The following is a 21262-nucleotide window of genomic DNA, read 5'->3' on the forward strand; positions in this document are numbered from 1 at the left end:
CTTGTAGTACTACTGAACATAGAACTACAAGCTGTAGAGCTCTCTGGCGTGAGGGAGACATGGACGCGCTTGACCTGGCACGGTGGCAGTTCGGGGTCACCACCGTCTACCACTTTCTCTTCGTACCTCTGACGATCGGGCTGGGCGTCTACGTCGCCGGGCTCCAGACCGCCTGGCTGCGGACGGGCAAGGAGCACTACCTCAGGCTCACGAAGTTCTTCGGCAAGCTCTTCCTGATCAACTTCGCCATGGGCGTGGTCACCGGCATCGTCCAGGAGTTCCAGTTCGGGATGAACTGGAGCGAATACTCGACCTTCGTCGGCGACGTGTTCGGCGCGCCGCTGGCGCTGGAGGCGCTGCTCGCGTTCTTCCTGGAGTCGACGTTCCTCGGCCTGTGGATCTTCGGCTGGGACCGGCTGCCCAAGCGCTTCCATCTCGCCTGCCTGTGGGCCGCCGTCATCGGCTCCAACCTGTCGGCGTACTTCATCCTCGCGGCCAACGCCTGGATGAAGCACCCGGTCGGCTACGAGGTCGTGGACGGCAGGGCCAGGATGACCGACCTGTGGGCGGTGCTGACCAACTCGACTGCCCTCGCCCAGGTGCCGCACGTCGTCGCCGGCTCGTTCGTCGTGGCGGGCGGGTTCGTCATCGCCGTCGCGGGCTACCGCATCCTGCGCGAGCGCGGCCTGCGCGTGCTGCCCGGCCGCCGGAGCGCCCAGGCCGTCCAGAACGCGACCGTGCCGATGCGCCGCGTCCCGGACATGTGGCGTACGAGCCTGCGCGCCGCGCTCGTCATGACGGCGATCGCGGGGGCGGTCGTCGCCGGCACCGGCGACCTGTCCGGCCGGTTGCTGCACGAGCAGCAGCCGATGAAGCTCGCCGCGGCGGAGGGCCTGCGCCACGACACCGCCGGGGCGCCGTTCTCGATCGTGCCCGGCGTCGAGGTGCCCGGGCTGCTCAGCCTGCTCTCCGCGCACGACCCCGGCGCGACCGTCCAGGGCGTCGACGACATCCAGGCGCGCTATGCGAAGGCCTTCGGACCGGCCGACTACGTCCCGAACCTGCCGGTCGTGTTCTGGTCGTTCCGCGTGATGATCGTCTTCGGCATGACCACGGTCGGCCTGTCGGTGCTCGGCCTGTGGCTGACCCGGCGGCGCCGGCGCGGCGGAACGGCGAAGCCGGTGCCCGGCTGGTTCGCCCGCCTGTGCGTTCTGGCGCTCCCGCTGCCCATCGTCGCGATCATCTCGGGCTGGCTGCTCAGCGAGATCGGCCGCCAGCCGTGGACCGTCCAGGGCGAGCTCATGACGGCCGCGAGCGTGTCGCCCGGCGTCTCGCTCGGCGAGGTCGCGATCACCCTGGCGGTCTTCACGGTCCTGTACGGCGTGCTGGCGCTGGCCGAGGGCGTGCTGCTGGTGCGGCACGTCAAGGCGGGCCCGGAGCTGCCGCCGGTCGAGAACGCGCCCTCGGGCACCGTTCCCACCCGCCCCGACGAGGCGCGGCTCACGCCGACGCTCATGTACTGAGGAGCCACGAGATGACGACCTTCTGGTTCATCGTGATCGCGTTCCTCTGGACGGGTTACTTCGTCCTGGAGGGGTTCGACTTCGGCGTGGGGGCGCTGCTGCCGCTGCTGTCGCGGTCGGAGGCCGACCGCAGGCAGGTGCTCGGCACCATCGGGCCGGTCTGGGACGGCAACGAGGTGTGGCTGATCACCGCGATCGGGGCGATGTTCGCCGCCTTCCCCGCCTGGTATTCGGGCCTGCTCAGCAGCTTCTACCTGCCGGTCTTCCTCGTCATCACCGGCCTGATCCTCCGTGGGGTGGGCCTGGAGTGGCGGGGCAAGGTCCACTCCCGGCGCGAGGTCGCGCTGTGCGACGCCGGGATCGTCACCGGCAGCGTGCTCCCGGCGTTCCTGTGGGGCGCGATCTTCGGCAACCTGCTGTTCGGCACGGCGCTGGCGACCATGCTGGGCGGGGCCCTGTCGCTGTCGGTGGCCGTGCTGCACGGCGCGGTGTTCGTGGCGCTCAAGACGACCGGCGGGGTCCGCGCCCGCGCCCGGCGCGCCGCGCTGCTCGCGGCCGCCGGCGCGCTGCCGGTCGCGCTCGCCGTGCTGCCGTCCGTGCCCGGCATGGGGCCGATGTGGACGCTCGGCACGGCCCTGCTCGCCGCCGCGGCGCTGGCGGCCGGGGTGACGCTGGTGTGGGGCCGCCGGGAGGGCTGGGCCTTCGTCGCGACCGCGACGGCGATCGCCGCCACGACCGCCACCGTCTTCGGCGTGCTGTGGTCCGCTCCCCTGCCCGGGCTCACGCTGGCCGAGGCGGCCTCGGCGCCGTACACGCTGACCGTCCTCACCTGGATCGGCCTGTTCGCCCTGCCGGGCGTCATCGCCTACCAGGCCTGGACCTACTGGGTCTTCCGCAAGCGCCTCACGGCCCAAGTCTCCTGATCCAGGAACGGCAGAAAGGGTAGAGTCCTAAGGTAGACAGGGTAGAAAGGGGCGGCCATGAGCTTGAACATCAAGAATCCCGAGGCCGAGCGATTGGCGGCCGAGATCGGGGCGCTCACCGGCGAGAGCAAGACCGCCGCCGTCATTTCCGCCCTGCGGGAGAGGCACGAGCGGCTGCTCGCCAAGCTTCGGCAGGCCGAGGACGCCGCGATGGCAGACGACATCCTCGCCCTTGCCGCGAGGATCCGCTCGCGAGTGGGTGGGGTCGAGCTGTCAAGCGACTTCCTCTACGACCCTGAGACCGGGCTTCCGTCGTGATCATCGACACGAGCGCGATCATCGCGATCATCAACGGAGAGCCGGACGCCGTCGACCTGGCCAGAGCCATCAGAGACGCGCCGACGCGACGGATCTCGGCGGGGACCTACGTCGAGCTGGCCGCGGTGGTCGAGCGTGCGCGTGACCCTGCTGCGTCACGGCTCCTGGACGACCTTCTCGCCCGGATGAGGGCGCAGATCATGCCGGTCACGCCTGAGCAGGCCCGGACCGCGCGCCGGGCCTACTGGGACTACGGCAGGGGGAGCGGTCACAAAGCGGGACTGAACTTCGGCGACTGCTTCTCCTACGCGCTCGCGAGAGAGTGCGGGGAACCACTCCTGTTCAAGGGTGACGACTTCGTTCACACGGACGTGACTCCGGCGCTCTGACGGGGTCAGCGGTCGTGGCGCAGGGTGTAGAGGTCGGAGGGGGAGATGGGCATCCGGGTGATCGTGATGCCCTCGGCGTCCTCGACCGCGGAGGCGATGACGGCCGAGACGGGGATGACCCCGGCCTCCCCCGCGCCCTTGATGCCGAGCGGGTTCAGCGGCGAGGGCGTCTCCAGGTGGGCCGTCTCGATGCGCGGCACCTCGGTGGCGTAGGGCATCAGGAAGTCCATGAACGAGGCGTTCAGCAGCTGGCCGTGCTCGTCGTAGGCCATCTTCTCGTAGAGCGCGCCGCCGACGCCCTGGGCGACCCCGCCGTGGATCTGGCCCTCGACGATCATCGGGTTGATCAGCCTGCCGCAGTCGTGGACGACGGCGTACCGCAGGATCCTGATCTCGGCGGTGTCGGGGTCGGTCTCCACGATGGCCGCGTGCATGCCGGCCGCGAAGGTGGACCTGATCGGCGAGTAGTAGTCCCGGCCCTCCAGCCCCGGCTCCTCGCCCTCGGCCACCGGCGGCCGGTCGTCGGAGGCGGGACCGGCGAACTGCGTGGCCCGTCTGGCCTCCTCGTCGAAGGCGTAGCGCAGCGGGTTGGACAGCACGGCGACGGTCGCCAGCGGGATCGACGCCGACGGCACGCCGGCGACGTGGACCATCCCGTCGGTGATCTCCAGGTCGCGCGGGTCGGCCTCCAGCGCCTCGGCGGCGATCCGCAGTGCCTTCTCCCTGACCTTCCGGCAGGCGAGCGCGATCGCGTTGCCGCTCATCACTGCCGCCCGTGAGGCGAAGGTGCCCACGGCGTACCCGAAACGCCGGGTGTCGCCGGTGACGACCGACACCTTCTCGATGGGCACCCCGAGCTCGGCGGCCGCGATCTGCGCGAACACGGTCTCGTGCCCCTGCCCCTGCGAGGTCAGCCCGGTCGAGACGTGCACCCGGCCGTCGGAGGTGACCTGCACGTGCCCGCCCTCGTACGGCCCGACGCCGGTGCCCTCGACGTAGCAGCCGACGCCGATGCCGATCCGGCGGCCCTCGGCCGCCGCGCGGGCCTTCTCCTCGGGGAAGGAGTCCCAGCCGATCAGCTCCTTGAGCAGGCGCAGCGCCTCGGGATAGTCGCCGCTGTCGTAGATCAGCGGCCGTCCGTCCTGGAACGTCAGGCCCTGGTCGTACGGGAACTCGTCCGGCTGGATGAAGTTGGCCGCGCGGACCTCGGTGCGGTCCCTGCCGAGATGGGCGGCGATGCGGTCCATCGTCCGCTCCATGCAGTACACGCCCTGCGGGCGGCCCGCACCCCGATAAGGCGTGACCTGGACGGTGTTGGTGTAGATCGAGGAGAACTCGACCCGGTAGGCCCCCACCTTGTACGGCCCGAGCAGCTGCGTGGAGGTGATGATCGGCACGATGATCCCGTACGGCGTGTACGCGCCGTGGTCGTGCAGGATCTCGACGTCCAGCCCGAGGACGCGCCCCTCGTCGTCGAACCCGACCCGCACGTGCTGGACCTGGCCGCGCTCGTGGGAGGAGGAGATGAAGTGCTCACGCCGGTCCTCGGTCCACTTGACCTCGCGGCCGAGCAGCCGGGCGGCCCACGGCACGAGGACCTCCTCCGGCCACGGATGGACGATCTTGACGCCGAACCCGCCGCCGACGTCGGGCGCGATCACCTCCACCTTGGGCAGCGGCAGCCCGAGCTTGGCCGCGATCGCCATCCGCACGCTCGTGGACGTCTGGGTGGAGGTGTAGACGCGCAGCGACTCGTCGTCGGCGTCCCATCGGGCGTACACGCCCCTCCCCTCCAGGGGCATGCTCGCGCTGCGCTCGATGTCGAGGCGGAACTCCAGCGTGTGCGGGGCGGCGTCGATCGCCTCGCGCGCGGTCACGCCGCCCGGTCCCGCCACCTCCTGCACGAGGTGCGCGCCGACGTTGCCCGGCACGTCCTCGTGCACGAGATGGACCCCGCGCACGGCCTCCTCGATGCCGACGACCGGCTTGAGGATCTCGTAGTCGACCCGGATCAGGGCGCAGGCGTCCTCGGCGAGGTAGCGATCGCGGGCGACGACCATCACGACCGGCTCGCCGACGTGCCGCACGATCTCCCTGGCCAGCGGGTACGCCGTACGGCCGTGGGTGAGCGCGGGATGCGGGATCAGCAGCGGCAGCGGCTCGGCCAGCGCGCCCGGCAGGTCCTCCCACGTGTAGATCGCGACCAGTCCCTCGACGTCGACGGCGTCCGACACGTCGATGTCGAGGATCCGCGCGTGGGCGTGCGGCGACCTGACGAAGGCGGCGGCCAGCGCGCCCTCGCCCAGGTCGTCGAGGTAGCGCCCCCGCCCGGTGATCAGCCGGTCGTCCTCGCGCCGCCGGACCGGCTCGCCGAACAGCTTCGTCGTCACCGGCCCTCCTCCGCCTGCAGCTCGGCGGCGCGGTGGACCGCCTTGAGGATGTTCTGGTAGCCGGTGCACCGGCACAGGTTGCCCGCCACGGCCTCCAGCGCCTCCTCCTCTGTGGGCACGGGGTTGTCGCGCAGGAACGCGGTGACCGTGCACAGGAACCCCGGGGTGCAGAACCCGCACTGCAGGGCGTGACACTCGCTGAAGGCCCGCTGCACCGGCGACGGCTCGCCGTCGCGCGCCAGCCCCTCCACCGTCGTGATCTCGTGGCCGTCCGCCGTGACGGCGAACGTCAGGCACGACCGCACCGGCTCTCCGTCGAGCAGCACCGTGCAGGCGCCGCAGACGCCGTGCTCGCAGCCCACGTGGGTGCCGGTGAGGCCGAGGTCGTGGCGCAGGCAGTCGGACAGCAGCCGCCGCCCCGGCACCGTCGCCTCCCGCACGACGCCGTTGACCGTCAGCGTCACGTGATGGCGTGTCTCGTTCACGATTCCTCCCCGCGGGCCGCGAAGGCCGCGTCCCGCAGCGCCCGTGCGGCGAGCACCCCGGTGAGGTGCCGCCGGTAGTCAGCCGTCGCGTGGATGTCGCCCTCCGGATCGACCCGGTCCCGTACGGCTCCCGCCACCGCCTCCCAGTCGGCCTCGGCGGCCGGGCCAGGGCCGCACGCCGGGGTCACGTCCACGACGACGGGGACCGGTCCCACGCTCACGCAGGCGACACGGGCGGCGGCGACGCGCAGGTCCTCGCCGAGCGTGACGGCGGCGGCCACCCCGGCCACCGCGTAGTCGCCGTGCCGCCGGGCCACCTCGTGGAAGGCAGTGCCCGACCGCGGGGGCAGCGCAGGGAAGAACGCCGACACGGCCAGCTCACCGGGCCGCACCGCCGACTCCATCGGGCCGGTGAAGAACTCCGCGGCCGGCACCTCCCGCTCCCCGTCCCGGCTCGCCAGCCGTACGGACCCGCCGAGCAGCGCGAGCACGGCGGGCATCTCGGCGGCGGGGTCGGCGTGCACGAGGCTGCCCACCACCGTGCCGCGGTTGCGGATCACGGGATGGGCGACCAGCCGCAGCGCCTGCCGCAGCAGCGGCAGCACGGCGGCGGCCTGCGGCGAGCGCTCCACGGCGGCGTGCCGGGCCAGGGCCCCGACGCGTACGCCCGCAGGCCCGGCCTCGATCCCGTCCAGGCCGGGCACGCGGTTGACGTCGACGATGTGGGCGGGCGCGGCCAGGCGCATGTTGAGCAGCGGGATCAGGCTCTGGCCGCCCGCCAGCACCTTCCCGCCGGGCCCGGCCTCGGCGAGGACGTCGAGCGCCTCGCCGAGGGTGACCGGGCCGTGGTAGTCGAACGGAGGCGGTTTCACCGCGATCGCACCCGCGGCGCGGGCCGCTCAGACCGCCGGGTCGCGTTCGAGCCCGATCTCCCCACCCGTGACCTCCTTCGCTCGTCTGCTCGCGATGGCGCGGAGCAGGTGATAGCCGGCGAGCACCACGATCGTGCCGAGCGCGATCCCGGCGAGCGAGAAGTCGCCGGTGATCTGGTGGGTGACCGGCCCGATCGCGAGGATGATGCCCGCACCGATCGGCACCATGTTGACCGGATCGGCGAAGTCCACGCGGTTCTCCACCCAGATCTTCGCGCCGAGCAATCCGATCATGCCGTACAGGATGACCGTGACGCCGCCGAGCACGCCGCCGGGCGTGGCGGCGACCAGCGCGCCGAACTTGGGGCACAGGCCGAACAGGATCGCGATGATCGCGGCGATGTAGTAGGCGGCCGTCGAGTAGACCCGGGTGGCCGCCATGACGCCGATGTTCTCGGCGTACGTCGTGGTGGGCGAGCCGCCGACGGCGGTCGCGACCGCGGTGCCGACGCCGTCGGCGATGATCGCCTTGCCCATCTGGGGGTCGACGTCCGCGCCGGTCATCTGGCCCACGGCCTTGACGTGGCCGACGTTCTCCGCGATCAGGGCGATCACGGCGGGCAGCACGACCAGCACGGCCGACGCCTGGAACGACGGCGCGTGGAAGTGCGGCAGCCCGATCCAGTCGGCGTCGGCGACGGCCTGGAAGCTCACCCGGGGATGGGTGTCGATCTTCCCGGTGCCCGCGTTGTAGGCGGTGATGTTCCCGAAGACCTTGTCGGCGAGCCACGACACGACGAACCCGAAGACCAGCCCGAGCAGCACGCCGATCCGGCCGAGGAAGCCGCGGAACAGCACGATGAACACGAAGGTCGCGACCATCGTGATCAGCGCGATCCACGGGTCCTGCGGCCAGTAGACGTCGGCCACGACGTACGCCAGGCCGAAGCCGATCAGCATGACCACGGCGCCGGTCACGACCGGCGGGAAGATCCGGTGGATGATCTGCACGCCGAGCACGTGGATCGCCACGCCGCACAGGGCGAGCACCAGGCCGGCGACGAGGATCGCGCCGGTCACCACCTGGTCGGCCCCCGGGGTGTCGCCGCCGAACGCCGCCCGCACCGCCACCACGCCGCCGACGAACGACGCCGACGTGCCCAGGTAGCTGGGGATCCGCCCCTGGGTGAAGAGCAGGAACAGGATCGTCGCGACACCCGACATCATCACGGCCGTGTTCGGGTCCAGCCCCATCACGAGGGGGAAGACGAAGGTCGCGCCGAACATGGCGATCACGTGCTGGGCGCCGATGCCGACCATGCGCGGCCAGCTCAGCCTCTCATCGGGCTTGACGACCTCCCCGGGAGCCAGCCCTTTCCCGTTGCCGTGCACCGTCCATCTGAAAGCCATATACGCCCCTCTTGCTCACCGGGCCGTGGGCCGGTCGGCCACCCCGCAGGCGTCCCTCCGCGGCGTTCACCGTTTGGGGCACTGTAGGACTGGTATGCGCGACAGACATGGGCATGATCTGCCAAACCGGTGAGCTCCCGGGCGTCACACCACGCGGATCGTGTATCCCTCGCCGGTGACGACCTGGCCCGCCCGGATTTTGCAGGCCTTACGCAGCTCCACGCGCCCGTCGACGCGCACCCGGCCCTCCGCGACGAGGTGCTTGGCCGCGCCGCCGCTGTCGGTGATCTGGCAGAACTTGAGGAGATCGCAGAGCGGGATGTAGTCGCCGTCCAGCTCGAAGGTGATCGCTGGGGCCTTCGCGTCGTTCACGCCGCCAGCCTAGATGCCCCTCATGCGCAGCACGTGCAGGGCCAGGGTGAGGTTGAGCCGCAGATGGGCGTCTTCGGTGAAGTTGCCCAGCATGCGCTCCAGCTTCCCGATCCGGTAGCGCAGGGTGTTGTAGTGGAAGTGCAGGCGGCGCGCGGTCTCCGCGACGTTCAGGTTCGTCTCCAGCAGCGCCTGCAGGGTGCGCCGCAGGTCGGCGTTCTCCGCGTCGTCGTCCCCGGCCAGCGGGCCGAGGGTCTCGCGGACGAAGGCGTGCAGCTCGTCGGTGTCGTTCACCAGCGACAGCAGCCGGTAGACCCCCAGCTCGTCGAAGTGGGCGACCGCGCCGGCCCCGTGGAGCTGCCGGCCCACCCTGGCGGCCTTCAGCGCCTGGCCGTACGCGCCGGGCAGGGAGTCCACGCCGGAGGCGACCCGGCTGAGGCCGGTCGAGAAGGTGCCCTCGGAGACGGCGGCGAGCGCGTCCCTGGCCACCTTCGCCGGGTCGGCCGCCGCCCCGACGATCGCCACCACCTCGTGGGAGAAGCCGGCGACCGCGCCGCGCGGGTCGTGCTTGCGCACCGCCGCCTGCCACGCCGCCAGCATGCGGTCCTGCACCGGGCGCTCCTCGGCGTCCGGGTCGATCTCGGCGACCAGCACGCTCACCGGGCGCTCCAGGTCCCAGCCGAACGCCTGGGCGCGCTCGGCCACCCGCAGCCCGCCCCTGCCCGTGAGGACGTCGCGCAGGAAGTCGGCGCGATATTTGCTCTCGACGGCGGTGACCGCCTCCTGCTTGGTGATCACCAGCGCGGCGACGGTCGCGGCGCGCTCCAGGATGTTGATGTCGCTGGGGGTCAGCGTGCCGTTGGCGCTGTAGGCCGCGATCCTCCCGTGGTGATGGCCGCCCGCGACGACGGGCACCGCCGCGTAGTGACCATCGCCGCCCGGGGGCGGGGCCGACGGCGTCCGCGCGAGCGCCGCGTTGATCTCCCGCAGCCGCGCCACCTGCGCCGAATCGCCCGCGGCCGCGAGGAGATGCCCAGCGGCGTCGGTCGCCCCCACCGCCACCTGCAGCAGCCCGGCCACCTCCGCCGTGACCTCCCGCATCCCGCCCCCGGCCAGCACGATCTGCACGAGCGCCCGATGCGCCTCCTCCGTACGGGCGAGGATCGCCGCCTGGCGGTTGAGGATGTCGGTGAGCACCTGGTTGAGGATGTCGTCGAAACCCACGTCGTTGGGCAGCAGGATCAGCGGGAAGCCCAGCCGGTCGGCCTGCTCGACCATCTCCCCCGGCAGCTCGTCCAGGTAACGGCCCAGCTTGATCGCCAGCGCGGCCAGGCCGCGCTCGTCCAGGTCGGCCACGAGCCGGTCGAGCGACTGCGGCGTGTTGCGCAGCGGGTAGCCCGTGGTGAGCAGCAGCTCGTGCGGCTTCACCCAGGCGAGGATGTCGGGCACCTCCATCACGTTGAGGCGCTGCACGATGCGGCCGAGGCCGCCCCGCCCGGCGATCAGGCGGGCGTCCGCCAGCGTCGAGACCCCGAGCACCTCGCCCACCGACACGCCGTGGAGGATCGTCCCCGTGCTCGCCAGGCGCATGGCGGGCGGGGCCGGGTCGTTCTGCAATGCCGTCTCCGCAAGTGCCGTCAACGGGGTCGCACGTTCTGTGACCATGGGTCGCTCACCCCTCCTCGCTCGCTACGCGGGCCGCTCGTACCTCACGGACCACTCCGCTCGCTGCGTCGGGTTCACTCGTGCTTATGGCTCGCTCACCCCTCCTCGCTCGCTACGCGGGCCGCTCGTACCTCACGGACCACTCCGCTCGCTGCGTCGGGTTCACTCGCGATCACGGGTTGCGGACCTCTCAGGGCGATTGTGCACGACGGCGGTCCTGGCAGGAAGAGCCAAGCATTCGGCCGACTGTTGGCATCTTTCTCCGTACGGAGGGGGGAGAGCGAGGCTTAGCGTCGGCAACGACTGCTTCGGGAGGTCCGGTGAGTGTTGGCACGCGCCCGAGAGGGCGGCGGGCGACGACGCCCGCGTCCCGCCCCCCGGCGGCCCCCACCTTCATGAGCGGCGCCGCGAGCGTCGCCGTGCGGCCCGCGCTTGAGGCGCCCCGCCGCCCGGCCAGAGTGCTCGCGGTCTTCCCCCTCGCGCTCTACCTGGAGATCAGGAGCGAGTCAGAACCGCACGTGATCGCCGTGGTGACGGGCGAGGCCACCCGCCTGCCCAACGCCGTGCTGCTCCCCGAACGCCTCGACGGGGTGTCGGCGGGCGACGACGCCTGGGTCGGCGAGGGCTCCGTCGAGGTCGGCGGCGTGTCGATCTGCGTGCGCCGCTGGTGGGACCCCGCTCCCCCGCTCGGCCCCGCCGATCCCGTACGGCTCGCGCCCGCCCTCGGCCTGCTCGCCCGCACCCGCGCCGCCTCGCCCCGGCGGCCGGGACTGGACCCGGACGGCGCCCCGGCGCTGCTCGACCACGGCTGCCGGGCCGGTTCGCTCGTGGAGAGCATCACCGCGGCCGAACGGCTGATCGGCCTCGGCCCGGGGCTGACGCCGAGCGGAGACGACATGCTCGCCGGGCTGCTGGTCGCGCTGCGGCACCTCGGCGCGGCGGCGGGCGTGCCGCGCGCGGTGTGGCTGGCCGACTGGCTCGCCGCCGCGGTCACCTACGACGCGCGCACGAGGACCACGTCCATCTCGGCCACGCTGCTGCACTGCGCCGCGAGGGGCGAGGCGAGCCCGGAGGTCGTCGGGGTGCTGCGCGCCGTGGCCGGGCGCCAGCCGCTCGAACCCGCCGTGCACCGCCTGCTCCGCCTCGGCCACACCTCGGGAGCCGACCTGGCGTGGGGAGTGCAGATCGGCCTGTCCGCCGTCCTCGCTCATCGGGAGGGCCGTTGAACGACCTGGTCGAGGTGCGTCCGGGGGTCTACCGCGACTCCGTGACGCTGATGCGGGTGAGCCGGGCGCTCACCGAACGGCCCGGAGTGTCCGTCGCCGTCGTCGCGATGGCGACCGAGCTCAACGTGGGCCTGGCCCGCGATCTCGGTTTCGCGGTGCCGCCCGCGACGCCCGGCGACCTGCTGGTGGCGGTCCGGGCCGGTTCGCCGGCGGAGCTGGAGGACGCCTCCGCCGAGCTGGAGCGGCAGCTCGCCGCGCGGGAGCAGCCGGGCGGCACGCCGCGAGGCGAGGCGCCGCCGCGCACCACGCGGTCGGCGGCGCGTGCCTTCGAGGCGAGCCTGGTGCTGGTGAGCGTGCCGGGCGAGCACGCCTTCGCCGAGGCGCTCGACGCCGTGGAGGCCGGGCTCTCGGTGATGATCTTCAGTGACAACGTGCCCGTGGAGCAGGAGATCCTGCTCAAGGACCGGGCGCGGGCCAGGGGCGTGCTGGTGATGGGCCCCGACTGCGGCACCGCGGTCGTGGGCGGGGCCGGCCTCGGCTTCGCCAACGTCCTGCGCCCCGGGAACGTCGGCGTCGTGGCCGCCTCGGGGACCGGCGCCCAGCAGGTGACGAGCCTGCTCGACCTCGCCGGCGTCGGCGTCTCCCACGTGCTCGGCGTGGGCGGCAGGGACCTGTCCGCCGAGGTGGGCGGGCGTTCGGCGATGCAGGCGCTGCGCGCCCTCGACGACGACCCTGCGACCGAGCTGATCGTGCTGGTCTCCAAGCCCCCCGCCCCCGAGGTGGCCCGTGCCGTACGCGACCTCGACCTGGCGACGCCGGTCGTCGCCGCGCTGCTCGGGCCGGGGCAGGACGACCTGACCACCGCCGCCGAGAAGGTGCTGCGTGCCCTCGGCCACGACGTGCCCGAGTGGCCTTCCTGGCCCGCACCCGTACGCCAGGCGGACGCGACCGCCGGGACGAGCGGCGCCGAGCGGCAGGCGGCGTCACGCGGCGGCGCGGCGGACCGCCGGGCACTGCGGGGGCTCTACGCCGGCGGCACGCTGTGCGCGGAGGCGGCCCTCGTGGCGGGCACCGGCGAGTTCACCGACTTCGGCGACGACGCCTACACCCGGGGCCGCGCCCATCCCATGATCGACCCGGCGCTGCGCCTTGAGGCGCTGCGCGGCGTCGCCTCCGGCGTCGTGCTGATGGACGTCGTGCTCGGGCACGGCGCCGACCCCGACCCGGCCGCCTGGCTCGCGCCCGCGATCTGCGACGCGGTCGCCAGGGGCGTGGACGTGGTCGTGGCCGTCGTCGGCACCGACGGCGACCCGCAGGGGCTGCGCGCCCAGGCCGCCCGGCTGAACGAGGCCGGGGCGGCGGTCTTCACCTCCAATGCCGCGGCCGCCCGGCACGCCCGTCTCCTCGCGGGCGGGTGACGGGCGTGTCCGCGCCGACCCGGATCGGAGCCCGATGACCCTCTCCATGCTGTACGGCGAGCCGCGCGTCATCACCGTCGGCGCGCAGGTGCTGGGCGAGGCGCTGGACCGGCAGGCCGTGCCGCGCCGGGAGGTCGACTGGCGGCCTCCGCTGCCGGGCACCTCGGCGGCCCTCGCGCGGGTGCTGGCCGATCCCCGGCGTGAGAGCGCCAACGCGACCGCCGTCGGCAGGATGCTGTCGGCACGGCCCATGCTGACCGGCGTACGCCCGGCGCGTGAGGTCCTCGGCCTGGCGGCCGGGGAGTTCTTCCACGCCGGTCCGCCGATCACCTGGGAGCGCGCCTCCGGCCCGATGCGGGGGGCGCTCGTCGGGGCGATGCTGTTCGAGGGCCTGGCGGCCACCCCCGAGGAGGCGGAGGAACGCCTGGCCTCGGGCGCGGGGATCACCCTCGACTCCTGCCACCACCACCGCACGGTCGGCCCGATGGCGGGGCTGGTCAGCCCGTCCATGTGGATGCTGGAGGTCGCCGACGCCGAGCACGGTGGCACGGCCTACTGCTCGCTCAACGAGGGGCTGGGCAAGGTCCTGCGCTACGGCGCGTACGGGCCCGAGGTGATCGACCGGCTGCGCTGGATGGGCGAGGTCCTCGGGCCGGTGCTCGCGGCGGCGCTGGAGCGGTGCGGCCCTCTCGACCTGCGCACGCTCATCGCGCAGGCGCTCCAGATGGGCGACGAGCTGCACAACCGCAACCGCGCCGCGACGTCCCTGCTGGTGCGCGAGATCGCGCCCGCGATCGTGGAGGCGGCCCCGGACCACGCGGCCGAGGTGCTGCGATTCATCAATGGCAATGATCATTTCTTCCTGAACGCCGGAATGGCGGCGGCGAAAGTCAGCGCCGACGCGGCGCGCGACGTGCCCGGATCGAGCCTGGTCGTGGCGATGGCCCGCAATGGCACCGATTTCGGAATACAGGTGTCGGGGCTGGGCGACCGGTGGTTCACCGGCCCCGCCGGCGTGCCCGACGGCCTCTACCTCGGCGGGTACGGCCCGGACGACGCCAACCCCGACATCGGCGACTCCACCATCACCGAGACGACCGGCCTGGGCGGCTTCGCGATGGCGGCGGCCCCGGCGATCGTCCGCTTCGTCGGCGGCGAGGTGTCCGACGCCGTGGCGGCCACGACGTCGATGTACGAGATCACCCTGGCCGAGCACCCGGCGTACCAGATCCCGGGGCTGGGCTTCCGCGGCACGCCCGTGGGCATCGACGTCGCGCTCGTGGCCAGGACCGGCCTGCTGCCCGTCGTGAACACCGGCATCGCGGGCAGGATCGCCGGAACGGGGCAGGTCGGCGCGGGTCTGGTCAGCCCGCCGGCCGAGGCGTTCACGGCCGCGCTCGACGCGCTGTGCGGTGTGTGAATTCCCAACGACCGTCATCAGACCGTAATATCGTCGTCAACCTCAGATATCCGATGCAATTCGCACGGTCCGTTCGGAAGATCTTGCGGAACGAGCGTGAATTGGGGACCTAATCTATGACGACAGATCGCCTGCTCGGTATGGTCCCCCCTATGCCAGAGGGTCACGGACCTGTGGGTCGCGTCCCCGCGGGAGGCGCCCCCGAAGGGCAGGGACGTCTCGTCGGCCGGCGCTATCGGCTGCTGTCCCCGGTGGGCCGCGGCGGCATGGGGATGGTGTGGCACGCCCATGACGTGCTGCTCGACCGGGACGTCGCGGTCAAGGAGCTGCTCCTGCCGTTCGGGCTCGACAACGCCGGCGCGCAGGCCGCCCACCGCCGCATGCTGCGCGAGGCGCGCTCGGCCGCCCGGCTCAGCCATCCCGGCATCGTCACCGTCCACGACGTCGTCGAGGAGGACGGGCGTCCCTGGATCGTGATGGAGCTCGTCCGCGCCTGGTCCCTGGAGCAGGCCGTACGGCAGAGCGGGCCGCTGCCGGTCGTGCAGGCCGCCGAGATCGGCATCCGGGTGCTCGACGCGCTGCGGCACGCCCACGCGGCCGGCATCCTCCACCGGGACGTGAAGCCCGGCAACGTGCTGCTCACCGCCGACCGCGTGGTGCTCACCGACTTCGGCATCGCCGCCATCGAGGGCGACGTCACGATCACCCAGACCGGGCTGCTCATGGGCTCGCCCGCCTACATCCCGCCGGAGCGCCTGCAGGGCCGCCCGATCACCCACGCCGCCGACCTGTGGTCCTTCGGCGCGACGCTGTACGCCGCCGTGGAGGGTCGCCCGCCCTACGAGGGGCCGGACGCGGTCGCCGTGCTCGGCGCGGTGCTGACGCAGGAGCCCAACCGGCCGCGCCGGGCGGGCGCGCTGCTGCCGGTCATCGAGGGCCTGCTGCGCAAGAACCCGGCCGACCGCCTTCCGGCCGCGCAGGTCGCGGAGATGCTGGAGCGGGTGCTGCACAGCCACGGCGCCGGGCTGCCGGGCCGGGCGGGCACGCCGACGTCGGTGCCGACCCCGCAGGACTCCACCCCCGCCGGGCTGCTGCCGCCGCTCGACATCCCCTCGGGGCCGCTGCCCTCGCGCATCATCGAGACCCCCTCGGGCCCGGTCCGCGTGCCGCTCACGGCGGAGAGCCTCCCCGGGGGCGCGGCCGTCCCGCCCGGCGCCGCACCCCGTCCGGCCGAGCCCCACGCAGGGGAGCCACGGCCGGACGGCCCCGCGTACGAGCCGCCGGGCGCATTCGGGCCCGTGAACGCCTTCGGGCAGCCCCCCGCTTTCGACACGGGCTTCGACCCGCTGGCGTCCCCCTCGGGCTCGACACACGCGCCGGAGCGGCCGAAGGAGGCCATGTGGCCGACGCCCGCGCCGGGCGACATGCCCGGCGACCTGGGCGGTGCGCCGCGGCCGCAGCACCGGACCGGGCCGCACGCGGCACCCCACCAGACGGGACCGCACGCGGCGCCGCAGCAGGCCACCGGACCACAGAGCGTCTCGTCGCCCGGTCTCTCGTCGCCCGGTCTCTCGTCGCCCGGTGCCACGTCTCACGGTGACTTCGGGCCGATCGAGGACGCCACGGGTCCGCACAACCCCCGGGCGGGGCGCAGGCGCAAGGAACAGGCCGACGAGGTCGCCCAGGGCGAGGGCCGGTCGAAGCTGCTGCTCGTCGTCGCCGCCGTGGCCGTGGTCGCGGTGATCGCCGGGATCGTGTTCGTGCTGCTGCCGAGCGGCCCGGACGAGGCCGTGGTCTCCCAGCAGGACGGCAGGTCCGGCCACACCCTCGCGCCCCCCGACTCCAACACGCCGACCGCGCGCCCCCTGTCGGCCGTACGCGTGCCCGAGGGCTACCACCTGGTGACCGAGGGCGGGGTGTCGCTCGCGGTGCCGGAGGATTGGAGCACCACGGTCGACGACGGCGTCGTCAGGCTCACGGGCCCGAAGGACAGCGGGCAGAGCATCACGATCAAGAGGATCCCCGACGGCAGCCTGGCGGCGCTGCAGTCCGCCGAGCAGAACCTGGACATCAAGGGCTTCACCGACTACACGCAGGTCCAGCTTCGCAAGGTGGGGGACTACCGCTACCCGGCGGCCGACTGGGAGTACACCTACACCAACAACAGCGAGGTCACCGTCCACGCGGTCATCCGCTATCTGGAGGCGGGCGACCGCGCCTACGCGATCATGTTCGCCTCGCCCGACTTCGACTGGAACGAGTCGGCCGCGCCCGTACGGAAGGCCCTCTGGAGCACCTTCCGCCCCGCCTGACGCCGGAACCCGGCGCCAAGGGTCCGACGCCGGATCTGCTGTCGGACCCTTGGCGCCGAGACCTGCTGGAACTTCGGTGGGGGGCCTGTGCCAGGGCCTGGCGCCGGCACGTGATGCGGGGACCACGGCGGTGTCGGCGACGCGCCGCCGTGGCGCTCCCGGTGCTCCTCCCCGCTTTGGAGGCGTCGGCCGCGCGCGCCGACTGCCTTCCTCACCGCCTCGGGGGCATCTGCCCACCCTCTTCGCGGCCTCGGGGTCCCGGCCGCGACGCCCCGCCTGCTGCGCCGGGGGCGTCCGGCCTCCATGGTGCAGATGGTGCAGGTCACGGCCGCCCGCGCGGGTCCTGCGGTGACTATGTCGGTGCGGTTCCCCTTGTCACTCAGCGTCGGCGTAGCGGGTGACGGCGGGTGACGGCCACCGCCTCCTCAGGAAGCGGACCGTAGTCTCGGGGAACAGCGGCCGGGTCACCTCGCCGGCCGCGTGACCGGCGGCCTCGCGGACCTCGCTCGCCACGTCGAGCGGGCAGTGCGGCGTCGCCCTGCCACACGTTCCCGCGCTTTTGGCGAGAATGGCCTGATCGATGACGCATGATCCCGGATCCGAAGGAGTGCCGGTGCGGACCTTCGAAACGCTGCGGGAAGACGATCCGCAGCAGGTGGGGCCATTCCGCATCGAGGCACGCCTGGGTGAGGGCGGGATGGGCCGCGTGTATTTCGGGCGCTCGCGGAGCGGGCGGGCCGTCGCGGTGAAGGTCGTGCGGCCCGAGCTGGCCGGCGACGCGGACTTCCGCCGCAGGTTCGACCGCGAGATCGCCACGGCCCGCAAGGTCAACGGCTTCTTCACGGCCGGCGTGGTCGACGCCGACCCACAGGGGTCGCCGCCATGGCTGGCCACCGCGTACGTGCCCGGACTGTCGTTGGAAGACGCCGTGGACGAGCACGGGCCCTGGCCGGAGGAGTCCGTTCTGGCCCTGGCCGCGGGGCTGGCCGAGGCCCTGGAGTCGATCCACGCGGCCGGGGTCGTCCACCGCGACCTCAAGCCGTCGAACGTGCTGCTGGCCGACGACGGCCCCCGGGTCATCGACTTCGGCATCTCCCTGGCCGCCGAGGGCGGCTCGCTGACGAAGACCGGCATCACCATGGGATCCCCCGGGTTCATGTCCCCGGAGCAGCTCAAGGGCACCCGGGTCGGACCGGCGAGCGACGTGTTCTGCCTGGGGCTGGTGCTCGCGTTCGCCGCGACGGGCAGCGGACCGTTCGGGCAGGGGTCCTGGCAGGGGCTGTGGTATCGGATCGTGCACGAAGAGCCCGCCCTCGATGGGCTGCCGCCCGCGGTCCGGCCTCTGGTCGCGCGGTGCCTGGCCAAGGAACCCGAGGAGCGGCCGACCGTGTCGGCCGTGCTGAACGAGCTCGCCGGCAGCGGCCGTGACTTCGCCTCGCCCATTCAGCAGGGCCGGTGGCTCCCCCCGGACGTGGCGCAGGCGGTGCGTACGCGCGTCGCCCCGGCCGTCGCCCCGACCCGCACCTTGACCACGTCCTCGGAGACGCCGCGCTCGCCGCTGTTCGACGGACCCGGCGCGGCAGCACCCGGACCAGCGACGCCCGCCGGACCCGGCGCGGCAGCGTACGGCCCAGGACCCGGCCCGATGGCGCACGGCCCACGAACACCGGACGAACCCCGCGCGGCGGCGCATGGCGCGGTCGCCCCCGGCCCAGGAACGCCCGGCGGACCCGGCGCGGCAGCACCCCGCGTGGTGATCAACGGCCCAGGGATGCTCGACGGACCCGGCGCGGCAGCGTACGGCCCAGGGATGCTCGACGGACCTCGCCGAGGGATGCCCGGCCCGGGGACGCCGAGGGGCCCGGAAACGCCTGGGGCGCCGGAAACGCCTGGGGTGCCGGGGACGCCGCATCCGCACATGGCCGGCCCGCCCGGAGGTCCCCGCGCGGGCGGCGGGTCGGCTCCGCCGGTGAACGCGCCCGGTCCGCAGGCGGCCTTTCCGGCACCGGGCCCTCCGTATTCGCGCCCGGCCCCCTACCCCGCGGGAGCCACTCCCCACCCCGCGGGACCCGTCCCCCACCCGGCGGGAGCCGCTCCCTACTCGGCGCGCCGCCCGGCGCAGCCGTACGCGCCGCAGGTGCCTCCCGCGCCGGGACCACGGCGGCCGAGGCGATACCCCGCCTGGTTGCGGCGGACCACGCGTGCCTGGCTGGTCCTCTGCGTGCTCCTCGTGGCCGTCGCCGCCGTGTGCGAGGTCGGCATGGGCATCTCCGCCACGCCGAGGAGGATCTCCTCCGACGGTTCGGCGTTGACCGTCACGCTGAATCCCACGCTGAAGCCGGCGATCTATGTCTCCGACGCGTCGCCCGATCCGCGCTGCCGGGTCGAGAACGGCAGCGGGCGCAACGTCAGGCTCGTCCGCCCGGCGGCGAGCTACCGGCCGTTCACCACGAGCGACACCAAGTGGCGGCTGCTCTACGAGATCCGCCCGCCGAAGGCGGGCAGCTACACGGTGACGTGCTCCGGCGACGACACCGTGTTCGGCGTCGGAGCCGCGCCCTCCCCCGGCACCCGGGGCATCTCCGCCGCCGCCGTGGCGCTCCTGGTGCTCCTCGCCGTCTTCGGAGCTCCGACCCTGCTGGTGGTCGCTCTCATCACCAGGAAGCGACGTCCGGCCTCCTGAGCCGGAGCCGTCCGGCCTCCGCCCGTCACTTGGCGTCGGCGTAGCAGGTGACGGCCACCGCCTCCATCGGGAAGCGGACCATGGTCTCGCCGAACAGCAGCCGGGTCGCCTCGTCGGCCGCGCGGCCGACGGCCTCCCGCACCTCGCCCGCCACGTCGAGCGGGCAGTGCACCATCACCTCGTCGTGCTGGAAGAACACCAGCCGCGCCGGGTCCGGCAGCAGCCCGCGCAGCACGGCGAGGAGCGTCAGCGCCCACTCGGCCGCCGTCGCCTGCACGACGAAGTTGCGGGTGAACCTCCCCCGGTCCCTGGCCGCCCTCGCCCCCTCGGGACCGGCCACCAGCCGCCGCCACCGGTCCGACGGAGGCGGGCAGGTGCGGCCCAGCCACGACCGGACCAGCCGCCCCTCCTCCCCCGCGCGGGCCGCGTCCTCCACGAACGCGTACGCCTTCGGGAACCGCTGCCGCATCACGGCCAGCAGCTTGGAGGCGTCGCCGCTGGTGCCGCCGTACATCGCGGACAGCATGGCGATCTTGGCCGACTCGCGCACCCCGCCGAACGCCTGGGCCAGCGCGGCGTACAGGTCGATCTCCCCGGCCGCCCGCGCGAGCCCGAGATCGCCGGACAGCGCGGCCAGCACCCGGGGTTCGAGCTGCGCGGCGTCGGCGACCACGAGCGTCCAGCCGTCGTCGGCGACCACGACCTTGCGCATGACCTTGGGGATCTGCAGCGCGCCGCCGCCGCTGGTGGCCCACCGGCCGCTCACCACCCCGCCGACGACGTATTCGGGCCGGAAGCGGTCGCCGCTGACCCACTGCGCGGCCCAGGTCCAGCCGTGGGCGCTGTAGAGACGAGTCAGTTCCTTGTACGCGAGCAGCGGCGCGACGGCCGGATGGTCGACCGTCTTCAGCACGTGGGAGCGGGTGGACGGGATCTCGATCCCCATGGTCTTGAACGCCCTGACGATCTGCTGCGGGGAGTCGGGGTTGACCACGTGGCCGAAGGCGGCCGCCACCTCGTCGGCCAGGGCCTGGAGCTTCGCGGGCCGCATGCCGTGGGCGGGGCGGGGCCCGAGCAGGTCGGTCAGCAGCGCGTCGTGGACGTCCTCGCGCCACGGCATGCCGTCGTGGCCCATCTCCGCGGCGATGAGCGCACCGGCCGACTCGGCGGCGGCGAGCAGGCGGAACCGCCCGGGATCGGGCGTACGCGCGACACGGCGGCGCTGGTCCTCGAAGACCTCGGCGACCATGTCGGCCTCGGGCACGCCGTGCCGCGGCGGCGCCGGGTCGAACAGGCTCGCCTGCGTCCCGCCTCCCTGATGCGCGTCAGACGCCTCGTGCGGGTCGTCGGGCACCGGGAGACCGTGCAGGCGCGCGTAGGCCGCCTGGACCCCTCTGGGCTCCCCGTAGCGCCCGTCGGCCGCCAGCAGCAGGTTCTCGGTCAACGCAATGTCGTGGCAGCGCGACAGCCGTACCCCGGCGGCCAGGAGCGCCGGGTAGACGCGGTGGGCGTCGGCCCATACCCAGCGGGGCCGCTCGGCGGCCTCCAGCGAGCGTACGGCCGCCGCGAGATCGGGGACCCGGCTCGCCGGCCCGCCGAGGGGCTTCAGAGTGCCGCCCCCCTCGGCGTCGGCCGCCACCACAACGTGCACCCCACCAGCGTGCCAGGCGCCGCCGACATTTCCCCAGCCGGTGTTCCCCGGCCAATGCCCAACCGACGTTTCCCCGACCGAGCCCGCCAGGCACTCCCCAGCCCATCCCCATCGGCCTTACCCAGGCGCCGTCCCCCAGCCGACGTTCCCCGACCGAGCCCGCCAAGCGCGCCCCGGGCGGCGTTCCTCCAGCCGTTCGGCGACCGGC

General features: G+C 73.3%; 17 protein-coding genes. 9 read left to right on the top strand and 8 right to left on the bottom strand.

What is annotated here, in order from left to right:
* The first annotated feature begins 59 nt into the window (after window positions 1–59).
* From HCK04_RS03545 to HCK04_RS03560, 4 genes are read left to right on the top strand one after another with little or no spacing between them, the layout of a single operon-like run.
* Window positions 60–1523 carry a cytochrome ubiquinol oxidase subunit I gene (locus HCK04_RS03545; protein ID WP_142645423.1) on the top strand — a complete coding sequence of 488 codons (1464 nt, stop codon included), beginning with the start codon at window positions 60–62 and terminating at the stop codon, window positions 1521–1523.
* An 11-nt stretch (window positions 1524–1534) separates the two neighbouring features.
* Entirely contained in the window at window positions 1535–2446 is a 912-nt protein-coding gene (cydB, locus tag HCK04_RS03550; protein WP_142645424.1) for a cytochrome d ubiquinol oxidase subunit II, read from the top strand.
* Between the two features lie 57 nt (window positions 2447–2503).
* The gene (locus tag HCK04_RS03555; protein WP_142645425.1) at window positions 2504–2764 is read left to right on the top strand and encodes a type II toxin-antitoxin system VapB family antitoxin; all 261 of its coding nucleotides are present in this window, start codon (window positions 2504–2506) and stop codon (window positions 2762–2764) included.
* Window positions 2761–3153: a type II toxin-antitoxin system VapC family toxin gene (locus HCK04_RS03560; protein WP_142645426.1), complete on the top strand. Its 393-nt coding sequence runs from the start codon at window positions 2761–2763 to the stop codon at window positions 3151–3153. The genes HCK04_RS03555 and HCK04_RS03560 overlap by 4 nt, the downstream gene beginning before the upstream one ends.
* Window positions 3154–3158: 5 nt before the next feature.
* Here the strand turns inward: HCK04_RS03560 and cutA are convergent, their stop codons facing one another.
* The 6 genes from cutA to HCK04_RS03590 all read right to left on the bottom strand — a co-directional run bounded on the left by cutA (window position 3159) and on the right by HCK04_RS03590 (window position 10269).
* Window positions 3159–5543 (bottom strand): aerobic carbon-monoxide dehydrogenase large subunit, encoded by a 2385-nt coding sequence (gene cutA / locus HCK04_RS03565; RefSeq protein WP_142645427.1) that lies wholly within the window; start codon window positions 5541–5543, stop codon window positions 3159–3161.
* Entirely contained in the window at window positions 5540–6028 is a 489-nt protein-coding gene (locus HCK04_RS03570; RefSeq protein WP_142645428.1) for a (2Fe-2S)-binding protein, read from the bottom strand. The genes cutA and HCK04_RS03570 overlap by 4 nt, the downstream gene beginning before the upstream one ends.
* Entirely contained in the window at window positions 6025–6900 is an 876-nt protein-coding gene (locus HCK04_RS44075; protein WP_142645429.1) for an FAD binding domain-containing protein, read from the bottom strand. The genes HCK04_RS03570 and HCK04_RS44075 overlap by 4 nt, the downstream gene beginning before the upstream one ends.
* 27 nt (window positions 6901–6927) lie before the next feature.
* Complete coding sequence (locus tag HCK04_RS03580) at window positions 6928–8310, bottom strand: solute carrier family 23 protein (RefSeq protein ID WP_142645430.1); 1383 nt, start codon at window positions 8308–8310, stop codon at window positions 6928–6930.
* Between the two features lie 144 nt (window positions 8311–8454).
* The gene (locus tag HCK04_RS03585; RefSeq protein WP_167538717.1) at window positions 8455–8682 is read right to left on the bottom strand and encodes an RNA-binding S4 domain-containing protein; all 228 of its coding nucleotides are present in this window, start codon (window positions 8680–8682) and stop codon (window positions 8455–8457) included.
* Window positions 8683–8691: 9 nt separating this feature from the next.
* Window positions 8692–10269 (bottom strand): PucR family transcriptional regulator, encoded by a 1578-nt coding sequence (locus HCK04_RS03590; protein WP_142645557.1) that lies wholly within the window; start codon window positions 10267–10269, stop codon window positions 8692–8694.
* A gap of 395 nt (window positions 10270–10664) precedes the next feature.
* Between HCK04_RS03590 and HCK04_RS03595 the strand changes: the two genes are divergently transcribed.
* From HCK04_RS03595 to HCK04_RS40910, 4 genes are all read left to right on the top strand, one after another.
* Window positions 10665–11570, top strand: a complete 906-nt coding sequence (locus HCK04_RS03595) for a DUF2877 domain-containing protein (protein WP_260617079.1) — start codon at window positions 10665–10667, stop codon at window positions 11568–11570.
* Complete coding sequence (locus HCK04_RS03600) at window positions 11567–12988, top strand: FdrA family protein (protein ID WP_142645431.1); 1422 nt, start codon at window positions 11567–11569, stop codon at window positions 12986–12988. Before HCK04_RS03595 ends, HCK04_RS03600 begins: the two co-directional genes overlap by 4 nt.
* Window positions 12989–13022: 34 nt before the next feature.
* Window positions 13023–14408, top strand: coding sequence for a DUF1116 domain-containing protein (locus HCK04_RS03605; protein WP_142645432.1), 1386 nt, complete (start codon window positions 13023–13025; stop codon window positions 14406–14408).
* A gap of 173 nt (window positions 14409–14581) precedes the next feature.
* Window positions 14582–16720 (top strand): serine/threonine protein kinase, encoded by a 2139-nt coding sequence (locus HCK04_RS40910; RefSeq protein WP_260617081.1) that lies wholly within the window; start codon window positions 14582–14584, stop codon window positions 16718–16720.
* 375 nt (window positions 16721–17095) lie between these two features.
* Here the strand turns inward: HCK04_RS40910 and HCK04_RS03615 are convergent, their stop codons facing one another.
* Complete coding sequence (locus HCK04_RS03615; protein WP_168065614.1) at window positions 17096–17233, bottom strand: hypothetical protein; 138 nt, start codon at window positions 17231–17233, stop codon at window positions 17096–17098.
* Between the two features lie 100 nt (window positions 17234–17333).
* Between HCK04_RS03615 and HCK04_RS03620 the strand changes: the two genes are divergently transcribed.
* The gene (locus tag HCK04_RS03620; RefSeq protein WP_168065616.1) at window positions 17334–19403 is read left to right on the top strand and encodes a serine/threonine protein kinase; all 2070 of its coding nucleotides are present in this window, start codon (window positions 17334–17336) and stop codon (window positions 19401–19403) included.
* A gap of 25 nt (window positions 19404–19428) precedes the next feature.
* Here HCK04_RS03620 and HCK04_RS03625 read toward each other — a convergent pair whose 3' ends face one another.
* Window positions 19429–21054 carry a bifunctional 3'-5' exonuclease/DNA polymerase gene (locus HCK04_RS03625; RefSeq protein ID WP_142645434.1) on the bottom strand — a complete coding sequence of 542 codons (1626 nt, stop codon included), beginning with the start codon at window positions 21052–21054 and terminating at the stop codon, window positions 19429–19431.
* Window positions 21055–21262: the final 208 nt, after the last annotated feature.

The organism is Microbispora sp. CL1-1 (assembly GCF_012034195.1).
GTDB lineage: Bacteria > Actinomycetota > Actinomycetes > Streptosporangiales > Streptosporangiaceae > Microbispora.

Bases quoted from the DNA above. Each gene is read 5' to 3' on its own strand.
- HCK04_RS03545 (WP_142645423.1), top strand. From the start codon at position 60: ATGGACGCGCTTGACCTGGCACGGTGGCAGTTCGGGGTCACCACCGTC.
- cydB (WP_142645424.1), top strand. From the start codon at position 1,535: ATGACGACCTTCTGGTTCATCGTGATCGCGTTCCTCTGGACGGGTTAC.
- HCK04_RS03555 (WP_142645425.1), top strand. From the start codon at position 2,504: ATGAGCTTGAACATCAAGAATCCCGAGGCCGAGCGATTGGCGGCCGAG.
- HCK04_RS03580 (WP_142645430.1), bottom strand. From the start codon at position 8,310: ATGGCTTTCAGATGGACGGTGCACGGCAACGGGAAAGGGCTGGCTCCC.
- HCK04_RS03590 (WP_142645557.1), bottom strand. From the start codon at position 10,269: ATGCGCCTGGCGAGCACGGGGACGATCCTCCACGGCGTGTCGGTGGGC.
- HCK04_RS03605 (WP_142645432.1), top strand. From the start codon at position 13,023: ATGACCCTCTCCATGCTGTACGGCGAGCCGCGCGTCATCACCGTCGGC.